19 protein-coding genes and 1 pseudogene are annotated in these 20639 nt (G+C 67.1%); 4 read left to right on the top strand and 16 right to left on the bottom strand.

The window, feature by feature from the left end:
- Positions 1 to 166: 166 nt before the first annotated feature.
- Positions 167 to 1516, bottom strand: a complete 1350-nt coding sequence (locus tag IEW85_RS11440; RefSeq protein ID WP_188685807.1) for a sugar porter family MFS transporter — start codon at positions 1514 to 1516, stop codon at positions 167 to 169.
- Positions 1517 to 1688: 172 nt separating this feature from the next.
- On the opposite strand from IEW85_RS11440, the gene IEW85_RS11445 reads away from it, so the two are divergent.
- Both IEW85_RS11445 and iolB read left to right on the top strand, forming a co-directional pair.
- Positions 1689 to 2426, top strand: coding sequence for a GntR family transcriptional regulator (locus IEW85_RS11445; RefSeq protein WP_188685809.1), 738 nt, complete (start codon positions 1689 to 1691; stop codon positions 2424 to 2426).
- Positions 2427 to 2451: 25 nt separating this feature from the next.
- Positions 2452 to 3387: a 5-deoxy-glucuronate isomerase gene (gene iolB / locus IEW85_RS11450; protein ID WP_188685811.1), complete on the top strand. Its 936-nt coding sequence runs from the start codon at positions 2452 to 2454 to the stop codon at positions 3385 to 3387.
- Between the two features lie 51 nt (positions 3388 to 3438).
- Here iolB and IEW85_RS11455 read toward each other — a convergent pair whose 3' ends face one another.
- The 15 genes and pseudogenes from IEW85_RS11455 to IEW85_RS11515 form a co-directional block, all read right to left on the bottom strand.
- On the bottom strand, positions 3439 to 4437 hold the full coding sequence (locus IEW85_RS11455; protein ID WP_188685813.1) for a sugar phosphate isomerase/epimerase family protein: 999 nt from the start codon (positions 4435 to 4437) through the stop codon (positions 3439 to 3441).
- A 14-nt stretch (positions 4438 to 4451) separates the two neighbouring features.
- Positions 4452 to 5645, bottom strand: a complete 1194-nt coding sequence (locus tag IEW85_RS11460; RefSeq protein WP_188685815.1) for a Gfo/Idh/MocA family protein — start codon at positions 5643 to 5645, stop codon at positions 4452 to 4454.
- Between the two features lie 112 nt (positions 5646 to 5757).
- Entirely contained in the window at positions 5758 to 7191 is a 1434-nt protein-coding gene (locus IEW85_RS11465; RefSeq protein ID WP_188685817.1) for a sugar porter family MFS transporter, read from the bottom strand.
- A 68-nt stretch (positions 7192 to 7259) separates the two neighbouring features.
- Entirely contained in the window at positions 7260 to 8135 is an 876-nt protein-coding gene (locus IEW85_RS11470; RefSeq protein WP_188685819.1) for a sugar phosphate isomerase/epimerase family protein, read from the bottom strand.
- A 43-nt stretch (positions 8136 to 8178) separates the two neighbouring features.
- Positions 8179 to 9195, bottom strand: coding sequence for a Gfo/Idh/MocA family protein (locus IEW85_RS11475; RefSeq protein ID WP_188685822.1), 1017 nt, complete (start codon positions 9193 to 9195; stop codon positions 8179 to 8181).
- Between the two features lie 84 nt (positions 9196 to 9279).
- Positions 9280 to 9660, bottom strand: a complete 381-nt coding sequence (locus tag IEW85_RS14455; protein WP_229658985.1) for a zinc-binding dehydrogenase — start codon at positions 9658 to 9660, stop codon at positions 9280 to 9282.
- Positions 9661 to 9728: 68 nt separating this feature from the next.
- Positions 9729 to 9875, bottom strand: a pseudogene (locus IEW85_RS14460) (alcohol dehydrogenase); the annotation flags it as partial.
- 35 nt (positions 9876 to 9910) lie between these two features.
- The gene (locus IEW85_RS14465) at positions 9911 to 10096 is read right to left on the bottom strand and encodes an alcohol dehydrogenase catalytic domain-containing protein (RefSeq protein ID WP_229658986.1); all 186 of its coding nucleotides are present in this window, start codon (positions 10094 to 10096) and stop codon (positions 9911 to 9913) included.
- Positions 10097 to 10142: 46 nt separating this feature from the next.
- Entirely contained in the window at positions 10143 to 11645 is a 1503-nt protein-coding gene (locus IEW85_RS11485) for a CoA-acylating methylmalonate-semialdehyde dehydrogenase (RefSeq protein WP_188685824.1), read from the bottom strand.
- On the bottom strand, positions 11642 to 13636 hold the full coding sequence (gene iolD / locus IEW85_RS11490; protein ID WP_188685826.1) for a 3D-(3,5/4)-trihydroxycyclohexane-1,2-dione acylhydrolase (decyclizing): 1995 nt from the start codon (positions 13634 to 13636) through the stop codon (positions 11642 to 11644). The genes IEW85_RS11485 and iolD overlap by 4 nt, the downstream gene beginning before the upstream one ends.
- The gene (locus IEW85_RS11495) at positions 13636 to 14568 is read right to left on the bottom strand and encodes a Cgl0159 family (beta/alpha)8-fold protein (protein ID WP_188685828.1); all 933 of its coding nucleotides are present in this window, start codon (positions 14566 to 14568) and stop codon (positions 13636 to 13638) included. The genes iolD and IEW85_RS11495 overlap by 1 nt, the downstream gene beginning before the upstream one ends.
- Positions 14569 to 14587: 19 nt before the next feature.
- The gene (gene iolC / locus IEW85_RS11500) at positions 14588 to 15571 is read right to left on the bottom strand and encodes a 5-dehydro-2-deoxygluconokinase (protein WP_188685830.1); all 984 of its coding nucleotides are present in this window, start codon (positions 15569 to 15571) and stop codon (positions 14588 to 14590) included.
- A 28-nt stretch (positions 15572 to 15599) separates the two neighbouring features.
- A complete protein-coding gene (locus IEW85_RS11505) occupies positions 15600 to 16562 on the bottom strand; it encodes a sugar phosphate isomerase/epimerase family protein (protein WP_188685831.1) in 963 nt (320 codons plus the stop codon).
- 126 nt (positions 16563 to 16688) lie between these two features.
- Entirely contained in the window at positions 16689 to 17441 is a 753-nt protein-coding gene (locus IEW85_RS11510) for a TSUP family transporter (protein ID WP_188685832.1), read from the bottom strand.
- 183 nt (positions 17442 to 17624) lie between these two features.
- A complete protein-coding gene (locus tag IEW85_RS11515) occupies positions 17625 to 18563 on the bottom strand; it encodes an HpcH/HpaI aldolase/citrate lyase family protein (RefSeq protein WP_188685835.1) in 939 nt (312 codons plus the stop codon).
- Positions 18564 to 18640: 77 nt separating this feature from the next.
- On the opposite strand from IEW85_RS11515, the gene IEW85_RS11520 reads away from it, so the two are divergent.
- Together IEW85_RS11520 and IEW85_RS11525 are read left to right on the top strand one after the other, a co-directional pair.
- Positions 18641 to 19465, top strand: a complete 825-nt coding sequence (locus IEW85_RS11520; RefSeq protein WP_229658987.1) for an electron transfer flavoprotein subunit beta/FixA family protein — start codon at positions 18641 to 18643, stop codon at positions 19463 to 19465.
- Positions 19462 to 20460: an electron transfer flavoprotein subunit alpha/FixB family protein gene (locus IEW85_RS11525; protein ID WP_188685837.1), complete on the top strand. Its 999-nt coding sequence runs from the start codon at positions 19462 to 19464 to the stop codon at positions 20458 to 20460. Before IEW85_RS11520 ends, IEW85_RS11525 begins: the two co-directional genes overlap by 4 nt.
- Positions 20461 to 20639: the final 179 nt, after the last annotated feature.

The following is a 20639-nucleotide window of genomic DNA, read 5'->3' on the forward strand; positions in this document are numbered from 1 at the left end:
CCGGTGCCCGGCCTCGAGTGGCACGCTCGAGTGCGTACCGGCTGGCCGCCGTCGTCGTGTCGTCTCTTCTTCCGATTCGAGCCGGGTTTCCGCCCTTTTCAGCTTGAAAACGGCGCCATAAGGGCCGAAACCCGGCTCGAATCGTTGGAGGAGGAAGGCAGCCCGCTCATCGGCGGAAGGACTGCTCGATCTGCTCCAGCGAGCGCTCCTTGGTCTCCGGGACCTTGGCCCAGGTGAAGAGGAATGCGGCCGCGCAGATGCCTGCGAACCCGGCGAAGACCCACCCGACGCCGAAGGCCGCCAGCACCGTGGGGAAGAACAATGAGACCAGGCCGTTGGCCACCCAGTGGGCGGCGGTGACCACGCCCATGGCGGCCGCGCGGACGCCCAGCGGGAAGATCTCGCCGAGCACCACCCAGACCAGGGCACCCCAGCTGACCTGGAACAGGAAGATGAACACGCCCAGACAGGTCAGGGTGATGATGCCCAGCGGGCCGAAGCCGTCGGGGACGGGCATGCTGAGGTTCACCGCGGCGAGCACCGCCAGGGAGATCGCGGTGCCGGCCGCGCCCACCAGGAGCATGGGCCGGCGGCCCCAGCGGTCGGTGTAGGTGATGGCCACCCAGACCGCCAGGATGTTCAGCGCACCGATGATGAGGTTGGAGGCGATGGCCCCCTCGTCGGAGAAGCCCACGTTCTGCAGTGTGGTGGGCGCGTAGTAGAGCACCGCGTTGATGCCCATGATCTGCTGGAAGACGCCGAGCCCGAATCCGATCAGCAGGATGGCCAGCACCCAGCGCTGGGCCAGGGCGCGGAGGCCGCGGACGCCGTCGCGTTCCTCCTGCTGCTGGACCGTGTGGATGTCTTCCAGCTCGCCGCGCGCCTCCTCGGGGCTGCGGTCGCGCAGGAGCAGCTGGAGGGCCTCCTGTTCGCGGCCCTGGCGGACCAGCCAGCGCGGGGTCTCGCGGACGGCCAGCAGGCCCAGGGCGAAGAGCAGCGAGGGCACCACCGAGAGCCCCAGCATCCAGCGCCAGGACTCCATGGGCGCGAAGGCCACACCGATCAGGAAGCCGAGGAACTGGCCGATCACGATGGCCAGCACGTAGAAGGCGGTGACGCGGCCACGGATCTTCCGCGGCGACATCTCGGAGAGATAGACGGGCAGCACGACGGCGGCCAGGCCGGTCCCCAGTCCCACCATCAGGCGGAAGCCGAAGAGGGTCTCCGTGTTCGGCGACAGGGCCATGCCGATGGGTGCCAGGGTGAACAGCGCGGCAGTGATCATCAGGACCACGCGGCGCCCGCAGGCGTCGGAGAGCCGCCCGCCCAAAGCCGCGCCGAGGACCGCGCCCAGGGCCAGAGCGGTGACGACGCCGCCCTCGGCCCAGCTGCTCAACTCGAAGTCCCGCCGCAGATAGACCAGGGCGGCGGAGATGACGCCGGTGTCATAGCCCCAGTTCAGACCACCGAGGGCTCCGAAGATGTAGATCAGCCTAGGACTGCGCGCTCTGAGCATCCCTCCATGATGCCCGAGAGCGGTCACGCATCTCCCCTCAGCCCCACGTCATGCGACTGACATCCGTATATGTCACACTCAGGTCACCTGCTCAGTCATGTCGTCAGACTGTTCGGTCTTCCCAACAGGCTAATGTCATGACAAACTGACATATGCAATGAAGGAGTCAGTCGTGCCCCTCGATCTGGACATCGCTCTGGACCGCTCGTCACCGGTGCCCCTCTATCACCAGGTGGCATCGGCCTTCGAACGTGCCATCCGGGAAGGCGCCCTCCCTCCGGAGACCAAACTGGAGAACGAGATCGCCCTGGCCCAGCGCTACAGCCTCTCGCGCCCCACGATGCGGCAGGCTATGGATCAGCTGGTACGGGACGGCCTGGTGGTGCGGCGCCGCGGCGTGGGCACCCAGGTGGTCGGACCGCCGGTCCGGCGCAACCTGAAGCTGTCCAGCCTCTACAACGACCTCCAGGAGGAGGGCGCAGAGCCCAAGACCACCGTGCTCTCCCTGGAGAACGTCACCGCTGATGAGGGCATCTGCAAGAAGCTCGGCCTCTCCGCCGGCACGACCGTGCAGCACCTGCTGCGCCTGCGCCGAGTGGACGGCCGCCCGCTGGCACTCATGGAGAACTGGATCCCGCCGGAGGTCGCCGAGCTGACCGAAGAGGTCCTCGAGCATGACGGGCTCTACAACGTACTGCGCAAATCCGGCGTCGACTTCCGCATGGCCTACCAGACGGTGGGCGCGGCGGCGGCCGACGCCGATCAGGCAGAGCAGCTCGCTGTGGAGAAGGGCTCCCCGCTGGTCCTGATGGAGCGCACCGCGCTGGACAGCCGAGGGAGCGCAGTGGAATGCGGTCGCCACCTCTACCGGGCTGACCGCTACTCCTTCGACATCACGCTGGTGAACTGACACCGACGACGAAAGGCAGGCCCCCATGTCCGCGAACACCGCAGCAGGCTCCGCGCAGAGCCCCTGGTTCCACCCCGCAGGATCAGCCCGGCAGGGACCGTGGACCGTGGATCTGGGCACGCCGGACTCGACCGCTCAGGTCCCCGACTGGAAGCACACCGGCCTGCGCGTGGCACAGCTGGAAGCGGGACAGTCGGTGAGCCTTGAGGCTCAGACCGAGGAGAGGATCCTGGTGCCGCTGGCCGGCTCATTCTCCGCCGAGGTCGACGGCGAACACTACGAGCTGCGCGGGCGCCCCTCCGTGTTCCACGGTCCCAGCGATGTGCTCTACACCGGAATCGGGCGCCCCGTGACCATCACCTCAGCAGAAGGGGGCCGGATCGCAGTGGCCTCAGCCCCGGCCCAGCAGGAGCACCCGGTGCGGCTGATCACTCAGGAGGAGACGCCCGTGGAGCTGCGCGGGGCCGGCGTCGCTTCCCGTCAGGTGCACAACTTCGGTACACCGGCCGCTCTGGAGGCCGACCGGTTCATCGTCTGTGAAGTGCTGACCCCGGCGGGCAACTGGTCCTCCTACCCGCCGCATAAGCATGACGAGGAGGCCGAGGGCGAGACCGCGCTCGAGGAGATCTACTACTTCGAGATGCAGACCTCCCGCGATATGCCCATCCCCTCCTCCGAGCAGGGCGGGCCGGACGCCATGGGATATCAGCGCGTCTACGCCTCGGATGAGCGGGAGATCGACGTGACCGCGGAGGTTCGCACCGGCGACGTCGTGCTGGTCCCCTACGGCTGGCACGGTCCGGCGATGACCCCTCCCGGCCATGACATGTACTACCTCAACGTCATGGCCGGCGGTGGACCTGTCCGTCAGTGGCTGATCAGCGATGACCCCCACCACGGCTGGATCCGGAAGACCTGGGACGATCAGGAGATCGACTCCCGCCTGCCGTTCGCGGGCTGAGCGAAGAGGCGCACTCGACCGTCTGACCGGACTGCGCTGATCGAGCAGCAGTCACCGCAGTCCGGCCAGACGGGCGGCCTGGACCAGGACCTCTGCCGATTCCAACACACCTTCTTCGGCACCCAACGAGGTGTCCTCGTGCTCGATATGGCAGGCGATGTCCGGGTCCACAGCGTGCAGCGCCGTGAGGAACCGGGCCCAGTACTCGGCTCCGCGACCTCGCCCCAGAGCCACGAAGTCCCAGGCCGCTTCCTGAGGCCACTCATTGACCCACTCGTCAGCACCGATCTGCACACGTTCCTCGTGCGGAGCCCGACGTCGGAAGCTGTTGTCCAGCACTCCGCACCAGGCAGCTTCCGGGTTGATCCGTACATCTTTGGCCGCCGCGTGCACCACGTGCCTCCCCAGTCGCTCCACCACATGGACAGGGTCCATCTGCTGCCAGAACAGATGGCTGGCATCGAGCTCCACGCCCAGATTCGTGGCACCTGTGTGCTCGAGCAGCTCCAGGAAACTCGGCGGGTTGAACACAAGGTTCTGCGGATGAAGTTCCAATGCCACCATCACGCCGTTCTCACGGGCCAGCTGATCGATCTCCCGCCAGAACGGCACAGCGACCGACCACTGGAAGTCCATGATGTCCAGTGCGCGCGAAGACCAAGCGTTGACAACCCATGTAGGTTGCACCGCGCCCGGTTCGGCTCCGGGGAGCCCTGACATGGTGACCACGCGGCTCTGCCCCAGCGCACCGGCCACCCGAATGCTGCGGCGGAGGTCCTCAGCATGCTTCTGGGCCGTTCTGGGGTCCGGGTGCATCGGGTTCCCGTTGCAGTTGAGTCCCTGCAGGGAGACCCCACTGCCTTCGAAGGTCTGCAACCAGACCTGACCGACCGAGGGGTCGGCGTCGATCTCCTCCACCGGGATATGGGCAGCGGGGAGGAAGCCGCCGGAGTTGAGCTCCACGGCATCCAGCCCCGCCCCAGAGACCACTTCCAGTGCCCGGTCCAACGGCCGGTCGTGCAGCGGTGCGGTATAGAGTCCCAGATGCATCCAGGTCCTGCCTCTCAGTCCAGAGTGACGGCGACACCGTCGGCCGCCGCCGAACGCGCCGCGGCCTCGATCACTCGCATATTGCGCAGGCCGTCGTCGAAGCTCGCGCAGCGCGGCCAGGACTCCTCCTCGGGCAGACCCACGACCTCCTCCAGGAATGCACGAGCTTGGAAGATGAACGTATCGTTCTGACCGACGCCGATGCCTGGGGCCACCATGGGGTAGCCCTCAGCGATATACGGGTGGCCCGGGCCGAGCTTGACCACGCGGAAACCGTTCTGATGAGCCGCCACCTGGTCGTCATGGAGGAAGAGCTGGATCTCGGAGGGACTCTCCTGATCCCAGATCGCTGAGCCCTTCGTGCAGGTGATCTCCAGCCGGTGCCCGTTGGGGTGTCCCGGTGCCACCCGGGAGGCCTCCAGAGTCCCTGAGGCCTGGTCAAACTCCACGGTCAGCCCAGCCCAGTCGTCATTGGTGACAGCCTCGGTCTCATCCGTGACCTCCACCAGCCCATGGCCGACGGTGGCACCCTTGGGCAGTGGCCGCTCGGGGATCACGGTGCGGAACCTCGCTCCTGAGACGTTGCGGATGGGCCCGGCCACCAGTTCGGCGGCGGCCAACAGGTGGCTTCCGACATCTGCCAGCGCACCCGAGCCCGGAGAGCCGCGATAGCGCCAGGTCATCGGGACCTGCGGGCTGCAGGCATAGTCGGAGTAGTAGCGCCCGTTGAGGTGGACCACCTCTCCGAGCGTGCCGTCCCGAACGAGATCGCTCAGCGCCGCCACACCAGGAGCACGCTGGTAGGTGAAGCCCACACGGGCCACCTGCGGCGATTTCCGCGCCGCCTCGGCCATGGCCTGAGCGTCCTCGATGCTGTCGCTGAGGGGCTTCTCGCACAGCACATGCTTGCCCGCCGCGAGCAGCTCCTCGACGATCTCCCGGTGGAGGTGGTTCGCCACCACCACCGAGACGATGTCGACGTCATCGGCTGTCAGCAGGGCTCGCCAGTCGGTCTCGGTGCGCTCATAGCCGTAGCGGCCGGCCACGCTGCGGGCCAGGGGTTCGGCGATGTCTGCGACGGCGACCAGGCGCACCTGGGCGGGGAAAGGCGAACGGACAGTGGTCGCCGCGCGCCACCCGGCGGCATGGGCAGCTCCGGCCATGCCGGCCCCGATGACGGCGACTCCGAGGGTCTCTTGCTGGGTCATGATGTTCTCCATCTCTGGGATGCCCCGAAGGGCACTTCGGTGGGGACAGACACGGCCCCTCTCACTGCACGCGTAGGAGTACGAGCTGCGAGAGGGGCCGCGCTTGAAAGGGTCAGCTCCCTCGCTTGACCCCCAGAGGGATCGCGGGCATGCCCGCGGTCTGACGGAAGTTGTCCTCGATCTCCTCCAGACTCCGTTTCTTCGTCTCCGGGACCTTTGCGATGGTGAAGGCGAAGGCGAACGCACAGATCACGGCAAACCCGAGGTAGAGCGCCCCGACCCCGGCCCACTCCAGCACAGGGGAGAAGAACAGCGAGACGACCCCATTGCCGAACCACAGGGCCGTGGTGGCCACTGCCATGGCCGTGGCGCGGATGCCCAACGGGAAGATCTCACCCAGCAGGACCCAGACGATCGCGCCCCAACTGAACTGGAAGAGGAAGACATAGATGGCCATGGCACTCAGGGTCACGATGCCCACTGTGCCAACACCGTCAGGCTCGGGCAGCAGCAGGTTCGTCAGGCCCAGGACCAGCAGGCTCAAGGTGGTGCCGGCGGCCCCGATGAGCAGCAGAGGCTTGCGGCCCAGCCTGTCCGCGAAGATCAGGGCCAGGGTGACCGCCGTGATGTTCATCAGACCGATGATGAGATTGGAGCCGATCGCCCCCTCATCGGAGAATCCGACGTTCTGCAGGGTGGTGGGGGCGTAGTACATGATGGCGTTGATGCCCATGATCTGCTGGAACACCGCCAGACCCAGGCCTACCAGCAGGATGGGCTTCACCCACGACTGGGTCAGGGCCTTCAGCCCTCTGACGCCCACGGCCTCCTCGGCCTTCTGCACAGCATGGATCTCATCGAGCTCGCGCTGGGCCTCCTCGGGGGTGCGGTCATAATGGAGCACCCGCCGGGCCTCCTCCTCCCGGCCCTTCTTGACCAGCCATCTCGGGGTCTCCCAGATGACCAGCAGGCCCAGGGCGAAGAGGACGGAAGGCACCACGGAGAGCCCCAGCATCCAGCGCCAAGACTCCATCGGCGCGAAGACCACGCCGATGATGAAGCCCAGGAACTGCCCGAAGACGATCGCCAGGGCGTAGAAGGCAGTGACCTTTCCGCGGATGCGAGCCGGCGCGATCTCCGAAAGATAGACCGGAAGCGTCACCGCCGCAAGCCCGGCCCCGAGCCCCACGACGACACGGAAGAGGAAGAGGACCTCAGTATTGGGCGACCAGGCCATGCCCAACGGCGCGATGATGAAGGCCACCGCGGTCCACAGCAGCACCCTGCGCCGCCCATAGAGGTCTGAGAGTCTGCCGCCGAATGCAGCGCCGATCACCGCTCCGACGATGAGCCCGGTGACGACCCAGGCCTCGGCCCAGCTGGTGAGCTCGAAGTCACGGCGTAGGTAAACCAGCGCCGCGGAGATGACTCCGGTGTCGTAGCCCCAGTTGAGTCCGCCGAGGGCGCCAAAGATATATATCAACGACGAACGGCGTTTCCTCGCTGTGGGCGCAGACGCCCCCGCAGCGGCAGGTGTGGCAGACATACTCCAGTCCTATCCCCCGGCTCTCATAGGTCCGGGTCCTCTCATGTGCGGCATCGGAACGCCACAGCTCAACGACGAGCTGCCTCGGTCCGCCGCCGCATCTCTTCCAACTGATAACGGGTCACGTCTTCGTGGTTCTCGTGCTCTGCGAAGACGCAGGTGACCATGACGGAGTCGTCGCGGTCCAGGAAGCCGTTGCGGTTCAGCTCGAAGAAGAAGACGTCCCAGTCCACGTCACCGTCTCCGATCTTCAGGTGCTGGTGCACCCGGGCCGGGGACTCCGGCGGATTGGTGATATAGCGCAGCCCTCCCGAACGCCGGTGGTCCAGGGTGTCCGCCACGTGGACCACTCGGAGGCGCTCACCGACCTGGTCCAGGATCTCGCCCATCTCCTCCTGCATGTGGAACATGTGGGGGGCCACGTAGACGAAGCTGAGATTCTTAGAGTTCACGCCGCGGATGACCCGCCAGGCCTCGATCCCGTTCTCCACGAAGTCGTCCGGATGAGGATCGAACGCGACGTTGACGCCCTCGCGCTCGATGATCGGCACCAACTCCTCCATTGAGCGGTAGAAGGCGGCCTCAGACTCCTCGAAGCGTTCGGGACGGCCGGAGAATTCGGTGTTCATCTGGTCCGCCCCTAGGTCCACGGCGATCTGGATGGCGCGTTTCCAGTTCTTCACCGCGGCCTGGCGCAGATGCTCCTCCGGGGAGGAGATGCGCTGCACCGGCAGGATGGAGGAGATCCCGACGCCGGCGTCCTGGCAGGCCTTGCCGAAGGCACGGACCAGGTCGTCGTCGGCCTTGGGGTGGCGGAAGAAGGGGATGAAGTCCGGATGCGGCGTCATCTGCAGCCACTCGAAGCCGAAGTCCGCAGCAACCTGCGGGAACTCGAGCAGAGAGTGGGTGTGGTGGAAGGGGACGGGGTCGAAGGTGTACTTCATGATGTGCTCCTCAGCGTGGTCTCAGGGTCGTGATCAGCGGTGATCAGGCGTAGAAGTCCGGCTTCTCCGCCAGCTCCACGTCCACGATGCCGCCTTCCGACTGGGCCTTCGCCCCCGCGGCGCAGACCGCTGCGGCGGCATAGCCGTCCCATGCGTTCGGCCCGGTGACCTGCCCGGCGAGGACATCGTCGACCCACTGCTGGATCTCCGCGTCATAGGCGTCCACGAAGCGGGTGTGAAAGCTCTGGTCTATCTGACGGCCTGTGACCTGCTCGGCGGTGAACTCATGACCGCCGGATTCGCCGATCTTCACCACTCCCCTCTCGAAGCTGGCCTGGGTGTGCACCTGGTAGCCCAGCTGCGCGTTGACGAAGATCTCGACGTCGGCCAGCAGCCCTGAGGCTGTCTGGATGGTCACATGCTGGGGGTCGCGCACCAGCTTGGTGGCCAGCGAGGACCGGCGGCCGGAGCGGACCTGCACGTTGCTGATCTCCTCACCGGAGAAGAAGCGCACGGCGTCGAACTCGTGCACCACGGAATCGTGGATGAGCATCTCGTCGGTGAAGGTCTCCGGGGTGCTGGCGTTGCGGTGCTGGTGATGCAGCATCAGCAGCTCACCGTATTCGCCGGAGTCGATGATCTGCTTCAGACGGCGGTATCCGGCGTCGAAGCGGCGCATGAAGCCGACCTGGATGAGCTGCCGTCCGGCCGCCTTCTCCACCTCGATCACCCGCAGAGAGGACTCCGGGTCCGGGGTCAGCGGCTTCTCGCACATCACCGGCAGCCCGGCCTCCAGGATCTTCAGGAGCGCCTCCTCGTGGAGGAACCCGGGAGTGGCCAGCACGACGGCGTCGGCCGCCTGCGCCTGGAGGAGCTCCTCCACGGAGGTGAAGCACTGGGCCCCCTCAGCGGCCTTGGCGGCGCCCGCGGCACGTTCGGCGTCGATGTCGACGACGGCGCTCACCTCGGCACGGACGGTCCGGTGGGCGATGCGCTCGACATGGTCGGCGCCCATGAGTCCCGCGCCGATGACGGCGACTCTCAGATCCTGGGATGGCATGGAGGTCTCCTACTTCGCTGTCAGTCGAGATCTGTGACTGCTGTCACTCTAGGCTGGATATTTTTGATTGTCCAGACATTCTTACTAATTAATTCGTGTGGTCCGGGGAGAGATCAGAACCTTGCCTGAGATCTGAGGATCCGCGGCGGTCGTGAAGGCCTGCAGAGCCTCGTCCAGGCCGAAATCATGGGTGATCACCGAGGAGAGCTGAGGCTGGACCGCCAAGAGCTCCACCGCCTCCTCCAGCTCCGTATGGAAGCGGAAGGACCCGCCCAGAGCGATCTCCTTGGTGATCAGGGAGGCCGCAGGTGGTCCTGAGAAGTCAGCCGAGACCATGCCCAGCTGCACGATGACCCCAGCAGGGCGCACCACCGCCACAGCGGCTGCCGCCGCCGGTCCCGCCTCGGAGCACTCCAGCACCAGGTCCCAGGTGTTCTCCAGGAGACTCTGCGCAGAGGTGCCCAAACCTCGTCCGCCCCCACGGCGCGAGCCCGCTCCAACGGCCCGGAGAGGACATCGGTGACGGTGACCGAAGCCGCACCATGGGCCCGTGCCGCTGCAGCCGCCAGCAGCCCGATGGGACCGGCGCCGACGACCAGGACATGGGCACCCCGGACTCCGGCATCCGGCGCTGAGGAGCTCTGGAGCCGCTGCGCCGCGGTCAGGCCGTGGAGTGCCACCGCAAGAGGCTCCGCCAAGGCGGCGCTGCGGGTGCTCAGCCCCTCGGGGAGGGCTCACGGACCACAAAGCCGGAGTTCTCCCCGTGGAGGAAGTAGTGCAGGTCGGATCCGCAGATCCCCACACGGTCCGCTCGGATGCGGACTTCACCGGGACCGGGCACCGGGAGCGCGAGCTCTCGGATCTCCAGAGCCCGGCTCCCGGTGATGAATGCTGCTCGCATCAGTTCCGCTCCCTCATGCCCCCTGTCACTCAGGAGGCTTGCTCCCTCAGCTGTTGGAGGGGAAGTTCAGCGAAGCGTTCGAAGCCTCGTTCTGCTCCGGCCACCGCTCGGTGATGGCCTTGCCGCGAGTGTAGAAGCGCACACCGTCGGGGCCATAGATGTGGTGATCGCCGAACAGCGAGTCCTTCCATCCGCCGAAGGAGTGCTGCGCGGCGGGCACCGGAATCGGCACGTTGACGCCGATCATGCCCACGGTGACCTGCCGCTTGAATGTCCGGGCGGCATAGCCCGAGGAGGTGAAGATGGCGGTGCCGTTGCCATAGGGGTTGGCATTGATGACCTTGATGGCATCCTCCAGGCTGTCCACCCGAATGACGGCGAGCACCGGCCCGAAGATCTCCTCCTGATAGGCCGACATCTCCTGCTTCACGCGGTCCAGGACGGTCGGACCCACGAAGAAGCCCTCTTCGCGGCCCTCGACCACCAGGTCACGCCCATCCACCACCAGCGCGGCCCCATCGGACTCCGCCTCGGTGACAACCCTGCGCACACGGTCCTGGGAGGCTGGGGTGATCAACGGCCCCATTTCGACACCTTCCTGGCTGCCGTCGCCCACAGTGATGTCCCGCGCACGTTCCCCGACCTTGTCGACGAGTTCATCGGCGGCCTCACCCACGGCCACGGCCACCGAGATCGCCATGCATCGTTCGCCCGCAGAGCCGAACGCGGCCGCAGACAGGTGATCAGCCGCCAGGTCCAGATCGGCATCAGGCATGACAACAGCATGGTTCTTCGCCCCGCCCAGAGCCTGAACACGCTTGCCGTGCTTGGTGGCAGTCTCATGCACATACTTGGCGATCGGCGTGGACCCCACGAAGGAGACACCGTCCACCAGGTCGTGGGTGAGCAGCCCGTCCACCGTCTCCTTGTCTCCGTGGAGGACCTGGAAGACGCCGTCGGGAAGTCCTGCCTGCTTCCACAGGTCGGCCAGCAGCAGCGCGGCCGAGGGGTCCCGCTCCGAGGGTTTGAGGACGAAGGCGTTGCCGGTGGCGATGGCGATCGGTGACATCCACAGCGGGACCATCACCGGGAAGTTGAACGGGGTGATCCCAGCGACCACGCCCAGCGGCTGGCGGAAGGAGAAGACGTCGATCCCGGTGGAGACCTGATCCGAGTACTCGCCCTTCAGCGTCTGGGGCAGGGCACAGGCGAACTCCACGACCTCGAGCCCGCGGCCGACCTCTCCGGCCGCATCGGAGAGCACCTTGCCATGCTCAGCGGTGACGATCGCGGCGAGTTCGGAGACGTGGGCGTGAACCAGCTCACGGAACTTGAAGAGCACCGCCATGCGCTTGGACAGCGAGACCTCGGCCCAGCTGTCCGCGGCCTCACGCGCGGCGGCCAATGTCTTCTCCAGATCCTCCCGATCGGCCAGATGGAGGTTCCCGGTGACCTGCCCGGTGGCCGGGTTGAAGACTTCCTGACGGCGCTCCCCGTGCCCAGGGTCCTCAGCTCCGCTGATCCAGTGATTGATCTCGGCGATGCTCATGCGTTCTCTCCTTCGGTGGCTGCTCCGGTGGGCCCCACGTGGAGCCGCTGCCGGGATTTGTGGTCTGCGTAGGTCTGATAGGCGGTCTGGGTGGACTCAAGCTCTGAAGTTCCGGTGACCGGGACGTCCCACCAGGACTCGGAGTCCGGGGCGTCCAGGTACAGGTCAGAGTTCACGTGGACCATGACCGGGCCGGAGCCCTCAGGCCGAGCCTTGGCCTCGCCCACTGCGGCGCGGAGACGGTCGACGGCGTCGGATCCCGGTTCCACACGGATCACGTGGACACCCAGGGATTCTGCGTTGGCGGCTATGTCCACCGGCAGCGTCTCCCCCTCCTCGAAGCTGTGGGACTCCTCCTCCAGGTACCGGTACTTGGTGCCGAAGCGCTGAGAGCCCAGAGACTCCGAGAGCGAACCGATGGAGGCGTAACCATGGTTCTGCAGCAGCACCACGATCAGCTTGTGCCGCTCGGCCACTGCGGTCACCAGCTCGGTGTGCATCATCAGATAGGATCCGTCGCCCACCATGACGACGACGTCGCGGCCCTGCTGAGGTTCGCGACCGGCAGCTTCGGCCTCGCCGAGCGCAGCGCGCTTGACCCCGAGTCCGCCGGCGATCTCGTAGCCCATGCAGGAGAAGGCGTACTCCACGTGGTAGCCGTAGGCGTCCTTGACTCTCCAGAGCTTGTGCAGATCTCCGGGCAGGGAGCCCGCCGCGCAGATGACCACATCCTGCTCATCCATGGCCTCATTGACGGCACCGATGATCTCGGTCTGAGCCGGCAGAGGCTGGTTGCGCACTCTGAAGGACTCATCCACCACAGCATCCCAACGAGCCTTCTCCCGGCGAACCAGCTCCGCGGTGGCCTCCGGAGCGCGGTAGCCCACTGAGGCCAGGCCCTTCTGCAGCGCCGGCAGCGTCTTGCCTGCATCGGCCACGATCTGCGCTGAGGCGCCGAGCTTATAGGCGTCCAGGCCAGTGACGTTGACGTTGACGAACCGCACCTGCGGGTTCTGGAAGACGGTCTTGGAGGCCGTGGTGAAGTCCTCATAGCGGGTACCGAGCCCGATGACGACGTCGGCCTCCTTCGCATAGGCGTTGGAAGCGGTGGATCCGGTGGATCCGATCGCCCCCAGGGCGAGCGGATGGTCCCAATCGATGGTGCCGACCCCAGCCTGGGTGTAGGCGACCGGGATGCCCGTGGCCTCGGCGAAATCCCGCAGCTTCTCCGTGGCGAAGGCGTAGTGGACGCCGCCGCCGGCGATGATCAGCGGCTGCTCGGCGGAACGGATCGCCTCCACGGCGTCGGCGATGTCCACCTTCTCCGGATCCGGACGGCGGATCCGCCATTCGCGGCGAGCCAGGAACTCCTCCGGAACCTCGATCCTCTCGGCCTGGACGTCCTGAGGAAGGGAGATGCTGACCGCACCGGTCTCTGCGGGGTCCATGAGCACGCGCATGCCGTTGAGCAGGGCGGAGAACAGCTGCTCAGGCCGCTGGACGCGGTCGAAGTAGCGGCTGATCGGCCGGAAGAGGTCAGCACAGGTGACGTCATAGGCATGCGGCAGCTCCAGCTGCTGCAGCACCGGATCAGGGGCCCGGGTGGCGAACTCATCGGAGGGGAAGAGCAGGGCAGGGAGCCGGTTGGTGGTGGCCAGGGCCGCTCCGGTGGCCATATTGGTGGACCCCGGCCCGATGGAGGCGGTGACGCCGTAGGTCTGCCGGCGGCGGGTGTGCCGGGCATAGCCCACGGCCTGATGGACCAGCCCCTGCTCGTTGCGCCCCTGGAAGTAGGGCATCAGCCCGGGCGCCTTCACCTGGGACTGTTTGAGGGCCTGCCCGACGCCGGCGAGGTTCCCATGCCCGAAGATGCCGTGCATCCCGGGGATGGTGCGGACCTCGATGCGCTCACCGTCGATGACGTCGACGGTCCACTGATTGGCGAGGAATTCCACGGTGGCCTGGGCCACCGACAGCGTACGTGTGCTCATCAGATCTCCTGTGGACGGTCTCGAAGCAGAGATGCGGCATTCTCCACGGCGGCCGCGACGTCGCCGTCGTCGGGGTAGAGCAGAGTCCGCCCCACGGTGAGGCCCTGGACCCCGGGGAGCGCGAGAGCGCTGCGCCAGGTCTCGAGGACCTCATCGGTCTTCCCGTTGGGATCCCCTCCCAGCAGCACAGTGGGCAGCGTGGTGGAAGCCATGACCTCCTCCATACCGTCGACCACCGGCAGCTTCATCCAGGTGCGCGCGGAGCTGGCGCCCAGCGCCTGAGCGATGGCCACCGACTGCGCCACGGCCTCGGCGGTGAGGATGTTGCTGACCTTCTCACCCTCTGCGGTGGAGAGGAAGGGTTCGACCATCGCGATCAGTCCATGGCTGTGCAGGCTGTCCACCGCCTCAGCGGTGCTCTCCAGGATGGAGGTGGTGTGCTCTGAGTCGAAGGCGATGCGGGTGAGCATCTTGCCGCCGTCGGCTCCGACTTCCGCGAGCGCCTCTGCGGTGTGGCCGGTGAAGCGATCATCGATCTCGTTGACCAGGCCGGGAAGGCCGGCCCGGTTCATCGAGCCGAAGACCAGCTTGCCCTCCAGGGCGCCGAGCAGCAGCAGGTCGTCGAGGATGTCCGGGGAAGCCAGAACGCCGTCCACCTTGGGATGGGCCAGGGCGATGCGCAGCCGGTCCAGCAGCACCCGGCGGTCGGCCATAGCCCGCTCCTCGCCGCGGATGGCGAGGGCCCCGCGGGCGGGGTGGTCGGCGGCGATGATGAAGTTCTGCCGACCGTAGGAGGCTCCGGGGTGGCGGCGGCGGGCGCGGGCGGCCCGCAGCACGGCGTCGGGGTCCTCCAGACGGATGCGGGTGAGCCCCTCATAACGGTCAGGCCGGTCATCCCCCGGCTCCGGAACGGTCAGGTGATCGAAGATCACGGCACTACTCCCTCTCTTCTCAGGCGGGCCGGCCGGGCAGCGGGCGGCCGCGCTCGGCGAGCAGTCTCTCCACCTCGGCGGGCACCGGCATCGCCTCCGAACAGGCGATCTGGGCCGCCACATGGGCGCCGGCGGCATTGGCGAAGTCCAGCACGGTCTCCAGCGGCCACCCTGCGAGCAGGCCGTGGCACAGGGCCCCTCCGAAGGAGTCCCCTGCGCCGAGACCGTTGACGGTCTCCACGGGGATGGGCTTGGAGATCACCCGCTCATCGGCGGTGGCTGCCATGACCCCTTCGGAGCCGCGCTTGACCACGGCGAGCTTCACTCCGGCCTCCAGCAGCCGGTCTGCCTGCTCATCCGGGGTCCCCTCCCCCACGGCCACGGAGCATTCCTCCGAGTTGCCGACGGCGACGGTCACGTAGGGCAGGAGACGTTCGACCTGCTCACGGGCCTGTTCCTTGGAGTCCCAGAACATAGGGCGATAGTCGAGGTCGAGGATGGTGTGCTGACCCTCGGCCAGCTCCGCGCGCGGCCGGGCCTCATGCATGGCCACCTGGGCCTCACGCGAGGCCGGACGGACCATCCCGGTGACGGTGGACCAGAAGATCCGGGCCGCGCAGACGGCGTCGTAGTCCACCTCATCCGTGTCGATCTCCCAGTCCGGAGCGCTGGGCTGCCGCCCGTAGAAGTAGAGGGGGAAGTCCTCAGGCGGCTGGATGGCACAGAAGGTGACCGGGGTCTGCAGGTCCGGGACCTGACCCACCCACTGGGTGTCCACGCCGTAGCGGCGCAGATCAGAGCGCAGGAAGTCACCGAAGGGGTCCTCTCCGGTACGGGTGATGACCGCAGCGCTGCGGCCGTGGCGGGCAGCAGCCACAGCAACGTTGGTGGGCGAACCTCCCACATAGCGGCCGAAGCTGGTGACCTCGTCCAACGGGACGCCGATGTCGTTGGGGTAGACGTCCACGCTGATGCGGCCGGTGGTGATCAGGTCATAGGGCATGGGCTCTCAGTTCTCCTCGTGATGCCGGTCAGCGGATGCGGGTGCGCGAGCCGCAGCCGCACAGGTACTTCCGAGTGCGGGATGCGATCGGCAGGGGGACCTCGAATGACTGCACCGGATACATGTCCTGCTCGACGATGCAGTACAAGGAGCGGTTCAGCTTCTCCAGCTCCTCGATCACCTCATTGAGGTCCGGTGCGCCGCCGGGCGGTTCGACCATCACACCGGCGCGGTTGGCCGCGGCCCAGGTCAGGTCATCACGGCGGACGGTCTCCATCACCTGGGGATCGATCTGCTTCAGGTGCAGGTATCCCACACGCTCCGGACTGGTGCGGATGATCTCCGCTGAGGAGGCGCCACCGTACTCGGCATGACCGGTGTCCAGGCAGAGGCTCACGAACTCTGGGTCGGTGCCCTCCAGAAAACGAGTGATCTGTTGCTGGTCACAGACATGAGAGTCGGCATGGGAGTGGAACTCCTGCTTCAGCCCGTACTGCTCGTGGAGGAATGCCCCGAGCTCGTTGTGGCCTTCGAAGAGCCGCTCCCACTGGGAAGGGCTCAGATGCTCGTCCTCCACGGCCTCACCGGTGACGTCGTCGCGCCACATGGCGGGGATGACCACGATGTGCTCGCCGCCGACGGCCTGGGTGAGCTCGGCGACTTCGCGCACCTGATCCCAGGTGGCCCTGCGTTCCTCCTCCGATTCGCGGTGGAAGGCGGTGAAGACGGTGCCAGCGCTGACCTCGAGGTCCCGTGCGGCCAGGGCGTCCTTCAGCTTGGGGGCCTCTGTGGGCAGGTATCCGTACGGGCCCAGCTCGATGTAGTGGTATCCGGCCTCGGCGACCTCATCCAGGAAACGCTCCCAAGGAGTCTGCTTGGGGTCGTCCGGGAACCACACGCCCCAAGAGTCAGGGGCTGTCCCGATCAGCAGCGGCGATGTGGTGCCGTCTTCGGCTGCCGCAGGCGTATGCGGTGCTGCCGTCTCAGCCATATGAGACCTCCTCGGGTCAGAGACCGATCAATGTGTCAGGAACCACTCTTTCGGAGCTCTGTCCTATTGTCAAGACAAATGCCCCTGAAGCGATCCACCGATCGAATGAAGGTCCCTTCAGGACGCTCAGAAGAACGTCATTCGCACCCCGGTGACCAGGGCCAGCAGGGCACCCACCACGGCCAGCCCCACCACAAAGCGACTGACCACTTTGGCGTCCACCGCGTTCTGGATCATCCGCCCGATCCAGATCCCCAGCGGCATGGCGACCAACGCGCCGAGCCAGCCCCACCAGGGAAGGCCGGGCACGACGCCGTCGCCCAGGTACCACTTGGATCCCACCGCGGAGGCCGCCATGACCACCCAGAGCGGCTGCATGGTCGCGATCATGGGCAGCAGCGGCCAGCGGGAGAGCATCCCGTAGATGGTCAGCGGAGGCGCCGCCACACCGGCGATCACCGCACCCGCACCCGCCGTCGCACCCGTCAGGCCCTGCAGAGCACGCCCGTCGGCATGGACCCTTCCCGCAAAGATCGAGGAGGCCACGACCCCCGCCAGCACTACGGCTCCCACCACCATGTAGAGCGGCCCTGCAGGGGCCTGCACGGAGAGCCAGGCCGCCGGCATCATGATCACCGTGCTGCCCAGCGCCAGCCAGAAGAACTTCCGCCATTCGATATGGGACCGCAGCTCCCACATGATGAACAGCGGCGGGACCAGGCTCAGGAGATTGGCCAGCATCACGCCCTCGTGGGGATCCAACAGGACCACCAGGAACGGGGCCATCACCAGGCCGAACCCGAATCCGGCCACGCGCTGGACGGCCGAGACCAGCAGCACGAGGCCGCAGATGGTGAGGGCGATGAGGGCAGTGGTCATATGATGTGACATTACCCCTGCCCAGCTCAGAGCAGGGAACCGGCATCACACTGTGGACCAGACGAGTTGGTTGGGCGAAGAGTTGCCGTCTGAGAGCGGCTTCGGCGCTGGGACGGCAACTCTCCGCCCAAGCAACGAGGGAGGAGAGGACCACCACCGCAGAACAGCTTCCCCGCCGCCCCTTCAGTGGCGGCGCGTGGCCTCGTACCGGGTGAGCACGCGCTGGGCCTGCAGCACCACCGGGGCGTCGATCATCTCGTGGCGGAAGCTGAAGGCCCCCACTGTGGTGGGCTCGGCGTACCGACCCTCATCCATGGCCAGCCCGGCCTCCTGCTCAAAGGCCGCGATCAGCGCCTTGGCCCACTCCACATCAGCGTCCTCCGGGGTGTAGGCCCGCCGCACCGCATCCACCTGGTCGGGATGCACGCAGGCCTTGGCCAGGAAGCCCTCCGCTGCCGCGTCCTCAGACTCCACGGCCAGCCGCTGGGAGTCGGCCATGGAGCCGCAGATGGTGTCGATGGCAGGGATCCTGCAGGCCGCGGCGGTGATCAACACACTGTGACGGATATGTGCGATCACTCCGCGCGGGGAGCCGTCGGGACGACGCGCGGTCACCCCGCCCAGCCCGGTGATCAGGTCCTCAGTGCCCCAGAACAGCGCCACCACGGCCTCATGCTGGGCCAGCCGCTCGGCCTCCAGCACTCCGCGCGGAGTCTCGATCTGCGGGATGATCCCCACTCCGGGCAGCCGTTCGGCCATGGCGTCGAGCTCTTCGGCGGTCTCGCATTTGGGGGCCACCACGTACTTCAGCTCTGTGCCTGCCAAGGCGTCCAGGTCGGCGTCGAGCTCTCCGGAGGAGGCGGTGTTGACCCTGACCAACGTGGTGGCGGTGGCCAGGCCGGGCTCCTCCCAGTTCAGCGCCTGGACCACGTTCTGCCGGGCCTGCTCCTTCTCCCCGGGGACCACTGCGTCCTCCAGGTCCACGATCACCGCATCGGCGCGCTCGGCGGCCTTGGAGAAGCGGTCGGGACGGCTGCCGGGGCAGAAGAGCAGCGCCGGGCCGAGGGAGAATCGGCTCCCCTGCTGAGCACCGGATGGACGGGGTATGACGGACTCAGACATCTCAGCTCCTATTCGTGGGAACATAGGAGACGTTTCCATACTCGAACCACCACGTCGAGAGTGAGGCGGTCCGTCACATGCCCCATGCGGCTGCAGTGCACATCATCGTCCCGGTCAAATGGGTCCCCGATGCTCAGCTCGAGCGCCGGTTCACCGAGCAGCGGCGCATCGACCGCAGCGAGGGAATCCTCGGCGAGCTCGACGAGTACCCGCTCGAAGCGGCCCTGCAGATCAAGGAGGCCGCTGAGGCCGAGGTCCGGGTCTCAGCCCTGACCATCGGTCCCGACGGCGCCTCCACGGCGGCCAAGAAGGCGCTGCAGATCGGCGCCGATGACGCCTTCCACCTCTCGGATGAGGCGCTGACCGGCGCGGACGTCTCCGCGACCTCGGCCGCACTGAAGGCCGCTGTGGAGCAGATCCTCGCCGGATCAGAGCTCGACGGCGACGCCCAGACCCTGGTGCTGACCGGCATGTCCTCCGAGGACGGCGAGTCCGGCGCAGTCCCGGCGCAGCTGGCCGAGCGCCTGGGCGCCCACCTGATCACCCAGGTCACCGAGCTCTCCCTGGAGGAGGGCCGGCTGACCGCCACCCGCGTCTCCACCGGCTCCGGGCACTCCGAGCAGCAGAAGCTCGCCGCTCCCCTGCCCGCGGTGGTCTCGGTGACCGATCAGGCCAATGACCCCCGCTACCCGAACTTCAAGGCCATCATGGCCGCCAAGAAGAAGCCGCTGACCACCTGGCAGCTCTCCGATGTGGCGCTCGAGCCCGCAGCGGCCGAGGCGAAGCTTCAGGTCCACTCGGCCGAGGCCCGCCCGCCGCGCACCGCCGGTGAGATCATCACCGATGAGGGCGATGCCGGCGTGAAGATCGTGGAGTTCCTCGCAAAGGAGCGTGTGCTGTGACCACTGCCCTCGTGTTCTTCGATTCCCTCCCCGCCGACGGCTCCCTGTCCGCCGGCCAGAAGGAGCTCCTGGCTGCGGCCCGCGGCCTGGGCGAGGTCACCGTGGTGACCGGCGCCTCCGGTGAGGCCGCCGCCCAGGCGCTGGACTTCGCTGAGATCAGCACCGTCTACACCGGCGACGGCGAGATCGCAGCTCCCGACGCCGCCCTGGTGGACCTGCTGGAGACTGCGGTCCAGGAGAGCGGCGCCGGCGTCGTGCTGGGCTCCGATGTCTCCGAGACCACTGATGCGCTGGCCCGCCTGGCGGTCCGCCTGGACACCGGGCTGATCACCGGCGGTATTGCCGTCGAGACCTCCGGTGAGCAGGTGGTCGTGACCAAGCCGGTGCTGGCCGGGACCTACACCACTACGGCCTCGCTGGCCGATGCTGCCGCGGGACGTCCGCTGCTGGTGACCCTGCGTCCCAACAGCATCGACGCCGAGCAGGTGGCCGCTGCACTGAGCCCGGGCGCCGAACCGGAGGTCACCGGCCTGCCGGTCAACGCAGGCCTGGGCGGAGGTGCCGCCGCTGAGGGCCAGATCGAGATCCTGGAGCGCACCGAGCTGGAGAAGTCCGAGCGTCCCTCGCTGACCGAGGCCCGCGTGGTGGTCGCCGGCGGTCGCGGCGTCGAGGGCGACTTCGGACCTCTGGAGGAGCTGGCCGATGAGTTGGGAGCCGCCATCGGCGCCTCCCGTGCGGCCACCGACGCCGGCTGGATCGACCACGCCGCGCAGGTGGGCCAGACCGGTGTGACGGTCTCTCCGCAGCTCTACGTCTCCGCAGGAATCTCCGGTGCTGTGCAGCAGCGGTCGGGCATGCAGACCTCCCAGACCATCGTGGCGATCAACAAGGACGAAGACGCACCGGTCTTCGAGATCGCCGACTTCGGCGTGGTCGGCGACCTCTTCGAGGTCATCCCGCAGATGGTGGAGGAGATCCGCCGCCGCAAGGGCTGAGCGCACTCCCTCCCCCTAGATACAGATCACCCCGGGATCTTCCTGAGAATCAGCGGTGGATTCGAGCGGTGGTCGCAACAACAGCGATCTCAGCTGGTCGTGAGCAACTCTTTCATACGGTCGGCAGGACTGTCCCAGCCCAATGTCTTCCTAGGCCTGCCGTTGAGCTTGTTCGCGAC

This window comes from Nesterenkonia cremea, from assembly GCF_014642675.1.
Classification (GTDB): domain Bacteria; phylum Actinomycetota; class Actinomycetes; order Actinomycetales; family Micrococcaceae; genus Nesterenkonia; species Nesterenkonia cremea.

Bases quoted from the DNA above. Each gene is read 5' to 3' on its own strand.
- IEW85_RS11470 (WP_188685819.1), bottom strand. From the start codon at position 8,135: ATGAAGTACACCTTCGACCCCGTCCCCTTCCACCACACCCACTCTCTG.
- IEW85_RS11465 (WP_188685817.1), bottom strand. From the start codon at position 7,191: ATGTCTGCCACACCTGCCGCTGCGGGGGCGTCTGCGCCCACAGCGAGG.
- iolD (WP_188685826.1), bottom strand. From the start codon at position 13,636: ATGAGCACACGTACGCTGTCGGTGGCCCAGGCCACCGTGGAATTCCTC.
- IEW85_RS11460 (WP_188685815.1), bottom strand. From the start codon at position 5,645: ATGACCCAGCAAGAGACCCTCGGAGTCGCCGTCATCGGGGCCGGCATG.
- IEW85_RS11520 (WP_229658987.1), top strand. From the start codon at position 18,641: ATGCCCCATGCGGCTGCAGTGCACATCATCGTCCCGGTCAAATGGGTC.
- IEW85_RS11510 (WP_188685832.1), bottom strand. From the start codon at position 17,441: ATGACCACTGCCCTCATCGCCCTCACCATCTGCGGCCTCGTGCTGCTG.
- IEW85_RS11515 (WP_188685835.1), bottom strand. From the start codon at position 18,563: ATGTCTGAGTCCGTCATACCCCGTCCATCCGGTGCTCAGCAGGGGAGC.
- IEW85_RS11455 (WP_188685813.1), bottom strand. From the start codon at position 4,437: ATGCATCTGGGACTCTATACCGCACCGCTGCACGACCGGCCGTTGGAC.
- IEW85_RS11485 (WP_188685824.1), bottom strand. From the start codon at position 11,645: ATGAGCATCGCCGAGATCAATCACTGGATCAGCGGAGCTGAGGACCCT.
- iolB (WP_188685811.1), top strand. From the start codon at position 2,452: ATGTCCGCGAACACCGCAGCAGGCTCCGCGCAGAGCCCCTGGTTCCAC.
- IEW85_RS11475 (WP_188685822.1), bottom strand. From the start codon at position 9,195: ATGCCATCCCAGGATCTGAGAGTCGCCGTCATCGGCGCGGGACTCATG.
- IEW85_RS11505 (WP_188685831.1), bottom strand. From the start codon at position 16,562: ATGGCTGAGACGGCAGCACCGCATACGCCTGCGGCAGCCGAAGACGGC.
- IEW85_RS14465 (WP_229658986.1), bottom strand. From the start codon at position 10,096: ATGCGAGCAGCATTCATCACCGGGAGCCGGGCTCTGGAGATCCGAGAG.
- iolC (WP_188685830.1), bottom strand. From the start codon at position 15,571: ATGCCCTATGACCTGATCACCACCGGCCGCATCAGCGTGGACGTCTAC.
- IEW85_RS11440 (WP_188685807.1), bottom strand. From the start codon at position 1,516: ATGCTCAGAGCGCGCAGTCCTAGGCTGATCTACATCTTCGGAGCCCTC.